The sequence below is a fragment of the Nodularia sp. UHCC 0506 genome (genome assembly GCF_034931045.1).
In the GTDB taxonomy this organism is placed as follows: domain Bacteria; phylum Cyanobacteriota; class Cyanobacteriia; order Cyanobacteriales; family Nostocaceae; genus Nodularia.
Genome location: NZ_JAYGHH010000007.1, coordinates 63,370 through 77,527, shown reverse-complemented (window position 1 = coordinate 77,527; position 14,158 = coordinate 63,370). Strand labels below are relative to the sequence as shown.

Here is a 14,158-nt window from a genome sequence, read left to right as displayed (position 1 = left end):
GTCTTCATCCAATAAATGGCAGCTTATCCTTAACTTTAAAATTGGTCATTGGTCATTGGGAAGTTTTTTCCGTCCACTCCCTGATTACTGTTGTTGCAGGAAAACTCCAATACCGTTGTGTACACGAGCGGCAGTATTTGGGGAACGGTCGAGTAGTTGTCCTCCCAGATAAAGGCTAGTTGAACTACCACCATCTAAATTGAGGGCGTTCACACAACCAATATTCTTCATTAATTGGGCGTGTTCCGCTAAAGTTGGCCCTAGTCCGCCAGCCCGATTGTGTACAGCCGCAATCATTAAGGAGCCGCTTGCTGTTGTACAAATGCCACTGCGAACAGCTTTTTGTCTACTAAAAGCTTTACTGAATTTTTCGCTTTGGGCATCAAGGACAATTTGATTGTTTTTTACCAACAGTGGACCGGCTCCCATAATGTGGGGATAACGGTTAAACTCAGCTGAATTAGTAGTGCTAGTAATGCTGACTGCTGTCCCAATAGGCAGTTGTGATGCAGTATTAGTTGCATTGGCACGTAAAGTTAAGAGGTAGCCATCTTGGGGAATGGGAACGGCTGTTTGACCAGCTTTTCCGCCTGGTAGCTGATTTGTCACTCGGTTGTTTTGGACAATAACCAGAATTTCGTTGTCAGTTAAAGGGGTGTAGCTAGTTCCCCAACTTGAGGTGTAACGAGCTATACCACTTTGAACGTAGCCACTATTGAGGAATAGAATTGGTAATCTCTGATTATTAGCGGCGATTAAAGTTTCTTGTAAGGTGAGACGACCGAAGTAAAATTGGCCAGAATCATTCCAAGCGATCGCTCCCCGGTTGAGAATTGGCCCTGATAACCACTGACCATCCCGACGAATTGCCCCCAAAGGTAATCTGTTATTCCGGTTGAAATAACCACCGTTAATTGCTGCTACAACAGAAGATTGCTGTGCCATTTGAATTAATGGGGCAGTACCAGTCTGAGTATTGGTTTCTGAGCTAATGGGTTTTAAGGTTAACCCAGCTTGGCGGGGATTAATATCTAACCAAACTATAGGAAAACGTTCTGTACCTAAATTGACTAATTGCTGTCGCCAGCGCAATCCAGCAGCCCAATTAATATCTCGTTGTACCAGGGCATCAGGACGCAGGTCAATTACCAAGCGGTTAGGGTTGGGTAAGGTGATGATCTGGGGAGACATCCCAAAAGGCACACTCAGACTAATAAGTGTGCGGTTGTTGACTACCTGCAATTGTCTAATTAGTGGTTCTAATTGTTTGGGTAAATTTGGTCGTGACCTTGGCGGCGCGTATTGTTGGATTAAAGCAGGGTCAGCTGTGCCTTCTAATATCACTACCCACTCCCTATTGAGTGGTGTGGTTGCTTGGGTGGTTGGCCCGTCAGAGTCAACAGGTCTATTTATGGGTAAACCTTGGGAAAGTTGCCAAGGCACTGGGCGGTCTAAATCTAAGACAATGCGAGCTGATCGGAACGGAGGATGACTTACGCCTGATGGTTGCTGACTTTGACGAATATTTTTTACTTGGGCTGGTGGAATAGCGATCGCCAAAATATTACCATTGGCTTGTAATTGCCAACCTGCTGTTTGGGCAAAATTAGTAATGTCCAGATAGCGATGCCCTTTTAATAGCCTTGTAGCTAAAACCAGTGCTTGATTTGATGAAAACCACTCTATTGGTTGTCTAGCGGCATCATTGCTGCTTAAAAAATCTACTCCAATAAACTGCCTAATAGCCCCATCACTCAAATGAGTTTTTACCTGACCATCTGTTCCGCGTTCCTGCAACCAAGCCCCTGACAAGGTACGACCGTTGAGGGTAATTTGATTCCCAGACGCTAACGCTGCGGCAGTCATGGTGCGTGACTGACCAATCAACTCTGGATGCGGTTGAGTGTTAATTAGGGAATTCTGGGCGCTAGTAGCCCAAGTAGCAGATGCAGATAATATCGTCATTGTCACGATTATGGGTATTGTCAATCGAAACAACCGTTGTTTAGCCTTTTTGCTAATAGCGCTGTCATGTTTTCTGATGCGGCGATTTGACATTTTTATCATATTTCTCTATGCACTTTTGAAAACTATAGCCACAGTCTCATAAGTTAGAACAGTTTTGATTGTTTAGAGCCTTTGTACAGACGCAATTGATCGCTTCTGTGGATTTGGCCATATCACCGAAGAGGTAGAGGCGAGTTAGAAGTTACTTTCAGCTTCCAGTTACTTAAAAACCCTTCCTCTTCTGCCCTACACCATGCTCCCTTGCCTCTTTTGACCGAAGCAATTAAGAGACTTCCAAATAAAAAAATATCCCGTCGTTTTGAGAGCAGGGGGGCAGGGAGCGGGGAGCAGGGGGAGGAAAGGTCATTTTAGTTGCAGAAATTTGGATCAACTGTTTTGTGGAGTTCTCTAAATAACTAATTGTGAGGAAATCTTAAAAAATGGCGATTTAATTTTGGCACAGATGTGATACTCTATATATTGGCTCTCTGTCTCTTATAAAATTCAAAAAGTAATCATACCACTAAAAGCACTGTTAGTAAGTGTTTTAACTATCACTTGTTGCAGTCGGACTATACAGAGTAGTTTGGGTGCTTAAAGCTGGGTGAGAACATTGAATCCTCATCAATGGATGCTATCTAAGTGAGGTATGTCTTGTAGCAATACAGATATATTGACCAGCAAACGACAATGGATGTTTCTAGGAATTGTCAAATGGTCATGTTGTGTAATACGCTGATTTTGTCAATGAATCGGGATTATTTCGGTCTTCAAAATTAAGTCGTATTGTTTGTAAGCCAAACACATTTCATTTGAAAGCTAATATTAGTCTAGAAATAGGGAATTGAGCAAAAAAATAGCTATGGCTTAAAGCCATGCGGCGCTATCACGCTCTCAATGAAAGACTGTGAGGGCAAAGGTAATTTGTCTAACATATCATTCTTCAGAACAAGAGTATAAAAAAATACTAAAGTGATTTTAACAAGGTTAACGAAGAAAAGAAATCTGGAGTTAAAATTTTTTTCACTAGATTTCGGTTGTTTATGTATTTTTTAGGGAACCAACCTTAGCAAATTTTTCTCACAAATACTGGCAAGATTTGTGACTAACCATCTCAGGAACAGGCTATGAAAGATAAAGCGATGCATCAATCACAAGAAATGAATTTTTCGGATATGAACTCTCAGGAGAATTATCAGGGACAAAGGTGGTTAGTAGAAGAACGAGATGCCTGTGGTGTAGGTTTTATTGCTCATCGCCAGAATTATGCCAGCCACGAAATTGTCACAAAAGCCTTAACTGCTTTGACTTGCTTAGAACACCGGGGTGGTTGTAGCGCTGACCAAGATTCTGGTGATGGTGCAGGAATATTGACAGCTATCCCTTGGGAATTGTTCCAAAAAGACTATACTGCGGGAAATATAGCAGTAGGAATGTTATTTTTACCCCAAAATCCCGAAATAGCGGCAAAAGCTAAAGCCACTATTGAACAAATAGCCGCAGAAGAAAAATTAACTGTACTGGGTTGGCGAGTAGTGCCAGTGCAACCTAACTTACTGGGGAGACAAGCTAGAGAAAATCAACCCCAAATAGAACAAGTTTTTCTTGCATCAACCGATAAAAGTGGTGAAGAACTGGAACGAGAACTATACATCACCCGCAGAAGAATTTTCAAAGCTACCAAAAATATTTCCGAAGAATTCTATATTTGCTCCTTGTCCAGTCGCACAATTGTTTATAAAGGCATGGTGCGTTCTGCGATATTGGGAGATTTTTATCTAGATTTAAAAAACCCAGCTTATAAGAGTGCTTTTGCTGTTTATCACCGCCGCTTTAGTACTAACACCCTGCCTAAGTGGCCTTTAGCCCAACCAATGCGGCTATTGGGTCACAATGGTGAAATTAATACTTTATTGGGTAACATCAACTGGATGACGGCACGAGAAGCCAGCCTGAATCATCCAGTATGGGGAAATCGCTGCGATGAATTCAAGCCTTTGGTTCACATTGATAATAGTGATTCAGCGACTTTAGATAACGTCCTAGAATTAATGGTGCGTTCTGGACGCAGCCCCTTGGAAGCCTTAATGATGATGGTTCCAGAAGCATACCAAAATCAGCCTTCTTTGGCTAAATATCCAGAAATTGTTGATTTTTATGAATATTACAGTGGACTGCAAGAAGCATGGGACGGCCCAGCGCTTTTAGTATTTAGTGATGGGGCAAAAGTTGGTGCGACCTTAGACCGGAATGGTTTAAGACCAGCCCGTTACGTCATTACTAAAGATGATTATATTGTTGTGGCTTCTGAAGCAGGTGTAGTTGACATCCCAGCAGCCAACATTGTGGAAAAAGGCAGACTTGGCCCAGGACAAATGATTGCTGTGGATTTAGTCAGTCATGAAGTACTGAAAAATTGGGAAATTAAACAGCGTATCGCCAAGCAGCATCCTTATGGAGAATGGTTAAAACAGTATCGTCAAGAACTGAAACATCTTGTTGATCAGCCTTTATCAGTGAATGGTAATGGTAAGAGTCATTCTCCCACAAACACAATTGTTAACACTGAGCGAAGTCGAAGTGATAAACAAACCTTACTGCGTCATCAATTAGCCTTTGGCTACACCACAGAAGATGTAGAAATGGTAATTCAGCCAATGGCGGCTGAGGGTAAAGAGGCGACTTTCTGCATGGGGGATGATATTCCTTTGGCGGTGCTGTCAGAAAAACCCCACTTGCTATATGACTATTTCAAACAACGTTTTGCACAAGTGACTAACCCAGCTATTGACCCGCTACGGGAAAAGTTGGTGATGTCGCTGAATGTGGAACTGGGTGAACGGGGTAACTTACTGGAAGTGAAGCCAGAACACGCCCGGAAACTGAAATTAGAATCGCCTGTATTGACTGAAACAGAATTGGAGGCGATTCGGTTATCAGGATTTGCGACGGCGGAATTATCAACTTTGTTTGCTATTGCTAACGGCCCCGATGGTTTGAAAGATGCTGTAGAGTCTTTGCAATCACAAGCTGCGGAATCTGTCAAGGCAGGGGCAAAAATTTTAATTTTGAGTGACCGTCACCTGGACGGAGAAAATGGTATCAATACAGAACATACTTATATTCCGCCTTTGTTAGCCGCAGGTGCTGTACATCATTATTTAATTCGCCAAGGATTGCGAACCAAAACTTCGCTGATTGTGAATACAGCCCAGTGCTGGAGTACACATCATTTTGCTTGTCTGATTGGCTATGGTGTGGATGCTGTTTGTCCTTACACAGCTTTGGATACTGTCCGCAATTGGTGGTTTGAACCCAAAACTCAAAGCTTCATGGAACGGGGTAAAATTGCTACTCTAACTTTAGATGAAGCTATCGGAAATTACCGCAAAGCCATAAATTCCGGGTTACTGAAAATTCTCTCTAAAATGGGAATTTCTCTGCTTTCCAGCTATCAAGCAGCACAAATTTTTGAAGCTATTGGTATCGGTGGGGATTTATTAAAACTGGGATTCTATGGCACAACTTCCCGCATTGGTGGGTTGAGTGTAAGGGAATTGGCGCAAGAGGTATTGTCTTTCCATAGCAAGGCTTTTCCCGAACTGACTGCGAAGAAGTTAGAGAATTTGGGTTTTGTGCAGTGTCTTCCCAAGGGTGAATACCACATGAATAACCCGGAATTGGCTAAGGCGCTGCATAAAGCTGTGGATGGGAAGCAATATGATCACTATGAGGTTTACAAACAGCATCTGCAAGGCCGACCGGTGACAGCTTTGCGTGATTTGTTGGATTTTGCAAGCGATCGCCAGCCCATTCCTTTAGACGAAGTAGAATCAGTCAGTGAGATTCTCAAACGTTTCTGTACTGGTGGAATGTCTTTAGGCGCGTTGTCACGAGAAGCCCATGAAACTTTAGCGATCGCCATGAACCGCATTGGCGGAAAATCTAACTCAGGGGAAGGCGGCGAAGATCCAGTGCGGTATAAAGTTCTCAATGATGTAGACGCAGCAGGTAAATCTCCAACTCTGCCCCATTTACATGGATTGCGGAATGGTGATACAGCTTCTAGTGCCATTAAACAAGTCGCATCGGGACGCTTTGGTGTCACACCAGGATATTTAAGCAGCGCTAGACAAATTGAAATCAAAATTGCCCAAGGTGCAAAACCAGGGGAGGGTGGACAACTACCAGGGCCAAAAGTTAGTCCTTACATTGCGATGTTAAGGCGTTCTAAGCCCGGTGTTACCCTGATTTCACCACCACCGCACCATGATATTTACTCCATTGAAGATTTAGCACAGTTGATTTTTGACCTGCACCAAATTAACCCCAAAGCCCAGGTATCTGTGAAGCTGGTGGCAGAAATTGGCATTGGGACGATTGCGGCGGGTGTAGCCAAAGCCAACGCCGACATCATTCAAATATCTGGTCATGATGGTGGTACTGGTGCATCACCTCTAAGTTCCATTAAACACGCTGGTTCACCGTGGGAACTGGGTTTAAGTGAAGTACATCGAGTTTTAATGCAAAACGGCCTGCGGGACAGAGTAATTTTGCGTGTAGACGGTGGGCTAAAAAGTGGTTGGGATGTGGTAATAGGTGCATTAATGGGTGGTGAGGAATTCGGTTTTGGTTCCATCGCCATGATTGCGGAAGGCTGTATTATGGCGCGGATTTGCCACACGAATAACTGCCCTGTGGGTGTGGCTTCTCAGAAGGAAGAACTCCGCAAACGGTTCACAGGAATGCCGGAACACGTTGTAAATTTCTTCTGCTTTATTGCTGAGGAAGTGCGTCATCTTTTAGCTAGACTCGGATACCGTTCTTTGTTGGATATCGTCGGTCGTGCTGATTTGTTGACCACACGCGCCGAGGCCAAAGTTACCAAAACCCAAGGACTCAACCTTGACTGTTTACTTCAGTTACCAGATGCCAAAAATGATCGTAGCTGGTTGGTACATGAAGAAGTCCACAGCAACGGTGCAGTGATTGATGATCAATTGCTGGCTGATGCCGAAATTCAAGCGGCTATTAGTAATCAATCGACTGTTAGCAAAACCTTACCCATAGTCAATACTGACAGAACAGTGGGCGCAAGGTTGGCAGGGGCGATCGCTACCCAATATGGTGACAGTGGTTTTGAAGGACAAATTAACCTCAATTTCCAAGGTAGTGTGGGGCAGAGTTTTGGTGCTTTCAACCTTCCTGGGATGATTCTCACATTAGAAGGAGAAGCCAACGACTATGTAGGTAAGGGGATGCACGGTGGTGAAATCATCATCAAACCACCAGCTGATGCCACATACAACCCAGCACAAAATGTCATAGTTGGCAATACCTGTCTTTATGGTTCTACCGGTGGTGTATTGTTTGCCAACGGTTTAGCCGGAGAACGCTTTGCTGTACGCAACTCCAAAGGTATGGCAGTGATTGAAGGGGCTGGAGATCATTGCTGCGAGTACATGACTGGTGGCGTAATTGTTGTTCTGGGCAAAGTTGGGCGTAACGTCGGCGCAGGGATGACCGGTGGATTGGCATACTTCTTAGATGAAGATAATTCATTCCCGGAATTAGTTAATCCCGAAATTGTCAAAATCCAGCGAGTGCTGACACAAGCCGGTGCAAAACAACTCCAAGAATTAATTAAAACTCATTGCGATCGCACTGGTTCACCAAAAGCGAAAATGATTCTGCAAAATTGGTCAGAATATTTGCCTAAATTCTGGCAATTAGTACCACCTTCTGAAGCTGATAGTCCTGAAGCAAATCCCCAAGCTGTTCTAGAAAAACAGTTGAGTTCAGTTTAATTGCCAAAAACAAGATCCCCGATTTTTATAAAAAGTCGGGGAACTGAACTTTTTAGGATTCAAAAATATAATAAATATTATTTTTCATTTACTAACAATCTTTGTTCCTTATCTTTCATTGTTAAAAGTTCTGGAACAGTCACAAAACTATAACCTTGCTGGCGAAACCTCCGAATAATTTCTGGTAATGCTTGGACAGTTTGAGAACGATTGCCACCACCATCATGCAATAATACAATCCCACCAGGTTCTGCATTCCTAAACACATTATTCACTAAGTTGGGGACACTAGGGCGTGAATAGTCTAATGAGTCGGATGACCACATAATGATCGCATATTTGCTACTTCTAGCATAGGCAGCCACCCCATTATGCATGATCCCGCCAGGTGGTCGAAACAAATTTGTTTTTACACCAGTAGTTTGATAAATCAAATTATTGGTGTGATCAACTTCATAACCAGCTACCTGTTGATTCATGAAATGATACCAATGATGCCAAGTATGATTACCAATGGCGTGACCCTCAGCAACTACCCGCTTCACTAAGCTAGGATAATTTTTAACATTCTGTCCAACGACAAAAAATGTACCTTTAATATTATTGGTTTTAAGAATATCCAGTACTTGTGCAGTGGTTTCAGGCCAAGGCCCATCATCAAAAGTGAGGGCAATTACCTTCTTATTTGTACTAAGTTTTACTGCCTTAACAGTTGCTCCTTGAAAGCGTGGTGGTGCAGCAGAAGCCAAACCCTTAATATTTGCTTCTTCCTGCCAACTGGTGAGCATTACCGTCTTTAATCCCTCAAGCCGTTGCTGAGTTCCAACTGTAGCACTAGATAAATTATTGATATCTATAGTTTGTTTGTTCTGAGCATCAGAAGCGTCAGGCTTGATGAGTAACATTAAGCTAATGCTTAATATCGCACTCAAAGCAACCAACGCCACTAATATTCCTTGTGGCCAGAGAAACGACTTACTGTTTTCCACTTCATAGCTCCTTCAAGGTACTATATAGCACACTTGCTTCTAAATATTAGATACACAAATTTTTACTGCTAATCCAGAATTTTTGGATACAGATTCACCGAAATTAAAAAATATGGGCTATGGCTGATAAGGCTTCAACTGTAAACTAAATAATCTGATTTTGAATGAATAATACACATACAATTTTTGTGGTATTTGATACTAAGACATAGCTGTAATAACCAATATTTTTTTGAGGTTTGAGTTATTCCAGTAGTTAGGGCTGGCTGAATAAATGTAACACCCAGATAAATCAAAGGTTTGAGGCTGATAAACCCGAAAGTAGGTGCAAGGTTTTTGTAGGGTGTACCATCAAAAGTGTGAATTTTGGGTTGAATAAATTAGAAAATTTGGGGATGACAGATAACTGTTCCCTGTTCCCTACCCTCACAAATAACTTTTATGCCTAACGGCACGCTACGCGAACAGCAAGCCCTACTTAAGTAGAATTTAGCACTTACTCGCATTAATTATTTTTAAAGAAAAAGTTAAAATTTTAACTGACTGACTGCCACATTTTAACTGCTTTGAAGTAGACGGACGATAATCAACTGCATATAGTTTCCCATTATTCAGGTCAACTCAGCCGTTACTCTCTATACTGTTTACGCATTGATTTTGCATAATTTTGATCAGCATTTAAGTTATTTTATAGATGCTGAGGTTTCAGTTGACTTATAGCTGAAGTTAGTCTCAATTCCCAGAATATTTTCACTTCCTAATTACCTTAGCAAGTTAATTCTGGATCATACATTATTAGTATAAAAACTTTAATGTTTATGGTTATAGTGTAAACACGTAAATTATTGATTGCTTAATAACTTAATCACAGGATTTACGCAAAATCTTGAAAAAACGTTTCGCTAAAGTTTTGCTTTAAGCGCAGCTATGCCGTAGGCTTTACGGGTAGCGCATACCACGAAAAACGCGTTGGCGCTAGTATCTCCCTTGGGGCTATGGTGTACACACAAGTAATCAAATTTAATCAAGCCCTCTCAAATCGCCCCCTATCCCCCCATTTTGGGGGAACAAGAATTTTAAAAGTCCTCATGACTTGGGGGATTTAAAATGCAGACAGATAGGACTTGTGTGTATAAGGTAGTTCCCTTTGGGCGAAAGCTATTATCTAAATCATTGTCAAAAAATTATTGTAATTTTCAGTTATGCATCCATTCCGAGCAAAAACATGGCTATTTAGCTTAGTTGTGCTATCTCTGGTTCTCTGGCTAATATTTTTGGGAAACTTACCTTTACGTGATTGGGATGAGGGTACTGTAGCACAGGTTGCCCGTGAAATTTGGCGCGCCCCAGTTGGTTCAATGCGTTGGCTTTACCCTATTTTAGGAGGAGAACCGTATCACAATAAACCACCCCTGCTGCATTTGCTAATTGCTGGGGCTTACTCTTTAGGAGGTGTGAATGAATGGACAACACGCTTACCAAGTGCAATTTTAACTGCTTTGGGAGTTCCTATTCTGTATTTAGTAGGAGGTTTGGTTTTTCAACAAAATTTGCCAGCTTTGTTTGCTGCTTTGGTTTACTTAACAATGTTGCCTGTAGTACGTCACGGTAGATTAGCAATGCTAGATGGCGTGAGTATTTCTTTTTTTTTATTATTATTATTTTTTTTATTGAAATCGCGTAAAAATCAACACTATGCTCTAGGTGTGGGTGTTTGCCTGGGGTTAATTACTCTGACAAAGGGGATGCTAGTTTTATTGCTAGGTGCGATCGCTTGTTTATTTGCGATCGCTCAGGGACAATGGACTTTAGGAAAAAACCCCTATTTTTGGATGGGAATGTTTTTCGGCACGGCTGTACCCTTAGCTTGGTATGTTGCCCAATGGCAATATTATGGCAATAATTTTTTACAAATAAATTTTCAAACACAAACCTTTAACCGTCTTGTGCAGTCTGTAGAAGGTCACAGTGGCCCTCCTTGGTACTATTTAATTGAGTTAATTAAATATGGTTTTCCCTGGCTGATATTTTTGCCGGGAGGTTTACATCTAGCTATAAAAAAACCTCATACTACCTGGGCGCGCCTAGTTCTCATCGGGACAATTGTTTATTTTTTCACCATTTCTGTGATGAAAACAAAACTCCCCTGGTATATCATGCCCATTTATCCTTTTTTAGCTTTAGCAGTTGGGGCCAAACTCAGCGAAATTTGGCAGCACCACAATTTAATTAACAAATATTGGGCAGTAATTTTGGCTATTATTGCTTTCGCAGGTGTTGGAGGATGTATTTACTTTACTGTTGCAGATCCTCAGCCTGTATTGATAGCCATGAGTCTAGTTTTGGTAATCAGTATGAGTTTAGCAGCATGGCTAATTAAACAGCGAAATCGTTTGTTTATTCCCGTGGTATTTTCGGGGATGTATTTAGTTTTAGGACTATTAATGAGTTCGCAATCCTGGATTTGGGAATTAAACGAAACGTTCCCAGTCAAACCAGTGGCGACATTAATCCGGGAAAATGTTTCACCAGGAACCAAAGTTTATACTTCTTTTGCTTATGGTCGTCCTAGTTTAGATTTTTACTGTGATTGTCAAGTCATTCCTACAGATATCACTGCTTTACAAAAAATGTGGACAGATAAATCTTATTTACTTTTAGATGATGCCAGTTTACAGAATTTAAATTTATCTGGGGGTCTAGTTTTAGGCACGTCTGGAGAACTTACTCTCATTTCGCCATCACCATCAATTTAATAATTTTTCTCGGATGTTACTGATGAGGAAAACTCAAAGAGACAATGTTGAGTCTCAGAATCATCCGCCATCTGGGGCGGGAGAGTGTCAAACTGGAAGTTGTTTGTAAATTTTAAAGCAATTGTGAAAGCTATTACTCTTGTTGGTTCTACTGGCTCAATCGGTACTCAAACTTTAGATATCGTCACTCAGTATCCAGATCAGTTTCGGATTGTCGGATTAGCAGCTGGGAGCAATGTGGAGATGTTGGCGGCTCAAATTCGGCAATTTCGACCAAGTATAGCGGCGATTTCGGCTGAGGAGAAATTACCAGAACTCCAAGAAGCTATCAAAGACCTTGATCCCCAACCAATTCTACTAGCTGGTATTTCTGGGGTGATAGAAGTCGCCCGTTATGGTGATGCAGAAACTGTTGTTACGGGGATTGTAGGTTGTGCTGGTTTATTACCCACCATCGCGGCCATTGAAGCTGGGAAAGATATCGCCTTGGCGAATAAAGAAACTTTGATTGCTGGTGGCCCTGTGGTTCTACCTCTAGTAGAAAAGCATGGTGTAAAATTATTACCGGCTGATTCTGAGCATTCCGCCATATTTCAATGCCTTCAAGGTATTCCCCAGGGTGGTTTACGGCGAATTTTACTCACGGCTTCTGGTGGGGCTTTCCGAGATTGGGATGTAGCAAAGTTAGCTCAGGTGACGGTTGCTGATGCGTTGAAGCATCCTAACTGGTCGATGGGGCGGAAAATTACCGTGGACTCAGCCACTTTGATGAATAAGGGTCTGGAAGTAATTGAGGCGCATTTTCTGTTTGGTTTGGATTATGAAGATATTGATATTGTCATTCATCCCCAAAGTATTATTCACTCGCTGATTGAGTTGCAAGATACATCTGTTTTAGCTCAACTTGGTTGGCCGGATATGCGCTTACCTTTACTTTATGCTTTGTCTTGGCCTGAGCGCATCTACACTGATTGGGAAAGGCTGGATCTGGTGAAAGCTGGTAATTTAACTTTCCGTGAACCAGACCACCAGAAGTATCCTTGTATGCAGTTGGCTTATGCGGCTGGTAGGGCTGGGGGTTCCATGCCGGCGGTGTTAAATGCTGCTAATGAGCAGGTTGTGGCGTTATTTTTAGAGGAGAAAATTAAATTTTTAGATATTCCCCGATGTATTGAATTAGTATGCGATCGCCATCAAAATGATAACTGTACAAATCCGACTTTAGATGACATTTTGGCGGCAGATAAATGGGCAAGACAAGAAGTTTTAATGGCGGCTAACAAGTTAGAATCTGCTTCACAAGTAATTTCGCTACACAAAACAACTCGATAGATCATAACATTAGTGAGGATGGTTCTTTCAATCCCACCTCCTCACTAGCGTCGCCCTTTAATCAAAAATCTTATTAGATCAAATCGGCTGTTCATTGGTTTCAAATAGTTGTATTATTTCCGCCGACTTGTACTGGTTTTAGAGGTTGGTTCTATATATTCTTAACAATACAACCAAAAAAATTTACTAAATTCTTATAGAGAAGTATTTTTTAGCCAGAAATTGTTAAATTTTTGTAGTATACTTAGTGAATAGCAATTACTTAAAAAAATACGAGAAATTTGTAATATTTATCATTTATTGGGTGCAACAAATTTTACAAAAGTAATTGTTTGACGGTTAAATAATTGACTTTAACCCTTAAATAACAAATATCTTTAAGGAATTTATATTGATGATTCCTACCCTAATTATTGCTTGGATAGTATTTGTCATATTGTTCAAAATTCTTAAAACCACTTTAAAGAATGCCTTAACAATAGCGGCAATACTGGTTTTGTTAAATATTGGTTTTGGGATTACACCTCAAGATATTTGGCATCAAATTATGCATTTTGCTCAAACAATTTCGCCGAACTGAGACGCGAATAAGACATAATTAGGGCTTGCTGAATAAATATAAAACCCAGATAAATCGAAGGTTTGAGGCTGATCAACCCGAAAGTAGGTGCAAGGCTTCGCCGTGAGCGTCAGCCGAACGGTTTTTGAAGGGTGTACCATCAAAAGCGTGAATTTCGGGTTGAATAAATTAGAAAATTTGGGGATGACAGATAACTGAAGCTGTTCCCTATCCTCACAAATAACTTTTATGCCTAACTGCACGCGACGAGAACAGCAAGCCCTAATTATTGTATAGAGTTGAAATTCTAGCTAACGCCTCTTTAACAGTTGGAGGTAGTTGACGCATTATTTTACCTCTTTCACGATCCAATCCGACTAATGTCACTTTGGCCGTAGTATATAATTCTTGTCCATCAGTTGAGACAATTCCATAATCCCAGTTCATACGGACACCAGTTACCTCAGTGATCCGGATTTTGACAATCACTGCCATTCCTAAATGAATAGCACGGTGATAGCGGATTGAAAGTTCTACAACTGGTAAATCGCAGCCTAACGCTACTAAATCAGCAAAATCAATGCCGATGGATCTTAAACATTCTACCCGTGCTTCTTCCATCCACGCGATATAAGTACCATGCCAGACAATACCAGCATAGTCAGTATGATGGGGTTGCACTCTTACAGGATATTCAAACCAACTCTC

7 protein-coding genes are annotated in these 14,158 nt (G+C 41.4%); 4 read left to right on the top strand and 3 right to left on the bottom strand.

Annotated features, from left to right (window positions below; all coding sequences use genetic code 11):
• Positions 1-84: 84 nt before the first annotated feature.
• Entirely contained in the window at positions 85-2,058 is a 1,974-nt protein-coding gene (locus tag VB654_RS07320; RefSeq protein WP_323212999.1) for a phosphodiester glycosidase family protein, read from the bottom strand.
• Positions 2,059-3,134: 1,076 nt separating this feature from the next.
• Here VB654_RS07320 and VB654_RS07315 point away from each other — a divergent pair.
• Positions 3,135-7,814 carry a glutamate synthase-related protein gene (locus VB654_RS07315; protein ID WP_323212997.1) on the top strand — a complete coding sequence of 1,560 codons (4,680 nt, stop codon included), beginning with the start codon at positions 3,135-3,137 and terminating at the stop codon, positions 7,812-7,814.
• A 77-nt stretch (positions 7,815-7,891) separates the two neighbouring features.
• On the opposite strand, the gene VB654_RS07310 is transcribed toward VB654_RS07315, so the two are convergent.
• Complete coding sequence (locus VB654_RS07310) at positions 7,892-8,803, bottom strand: polysaccharide deacetylase family protein (RefSeq protein WP_323212996.1); 912 nt, start codon at positions 8,801-8,803, stop codon at positions 7,892-7,894.
• A gap of 1,202 nt (positions 8,804-10,005) precedes the next feature.
• On the opposite strand from VB654_RS07310, the gene VB654_RS07305 reads away from it, so the two are divergent.
• The 3 genes from VB654_RS07305 to VB654_RS07295 all read left to right on the top strand — a co-directional run bounded on the left by VB654_RS07305 (position 10,006) and on the right by VB654_RS07295 (position 13,471).
• The gene (locus VB654_RS07305) at positions 10,006-11,559 is read left to right on the top strand and encodes a glycosyltransferase family 39 protein (RefSeq protein ID WP_323212994.1); all 1,554 of its coding nucleotides are present in this window, start codon (positions 10,006-10,008) and stop codon (positions 11,557-11,559) included.
• Positions 11,560-11,682: 123 nt separating this feature from the next.
• Positions 11,683-12,891: a 1-deoxy-D-xylulose-5-phosphate reductoisomerase gene (gene dxr / locus VB654_RS07300; RefSeq protein WP_323212993.1), complete on the top strand. Its 1,209-nt coding sequence runs from the start codon at positions 11,683-11,685 to the stop codon at positions 12,889-12,891.
• Between the two features lie 394 nt (positions 12,892-13,285).
• Complete coding sequence (locus VB654_RS07295; RefSeq protein WP_323212991.1) at positions 13,286-13,471, top strand: hypothetical protein; 186 nt, start codon at positions 13,286-13,288, stop codon at positions 13,469-13,471.
• A gap of 261 nt (positions 13,472-13,732) precedes the next feature.
• Here the strand turns inward: VB654_RS07295 and VB654_RS07290 are convergent.
• Positions 13,733-14,158 (bottom strand): thioesterase family protein (locus tag VB654_RS07290; RefSeq protein WP_323212989.1); only part of this gene is annotated, 426 nt, incomplete at its 5' end.

What these genes read in the sequence shown, in the direction of transcription:
- VB654_RS07320 (WP_323212999.1), bottom strand. Translation starts at nt 2,058, where the DNA reads ATGTCAAATCGCCGCATCAGAAAACATGACAGCGCTATTAGCAAAAAG.
- VB654_RS07315 (WP_323212997.1), top strand. Translation starts at nt 3,135, where the DNA reads ATGAAAGATAAAGCGATGCATCAATCACAAGAAATGAATTTTTCGGAT.
- VB654_RS07305 (WP_323212994.1), top strand. Translation starts at nt 10,006, where the DNA reads ATGCATCCATTCCGAGCAAAAACATGGCTATTTAGCTTAGTTGTGCTA.
- VB654_RS07295 (WP_323212991.1), top strand. Translation starts at nt 13,286, where the DNA reads ATGATTCCTACCCTAATTATTGCTTGGATAGTATTTGTCATATTGTTC.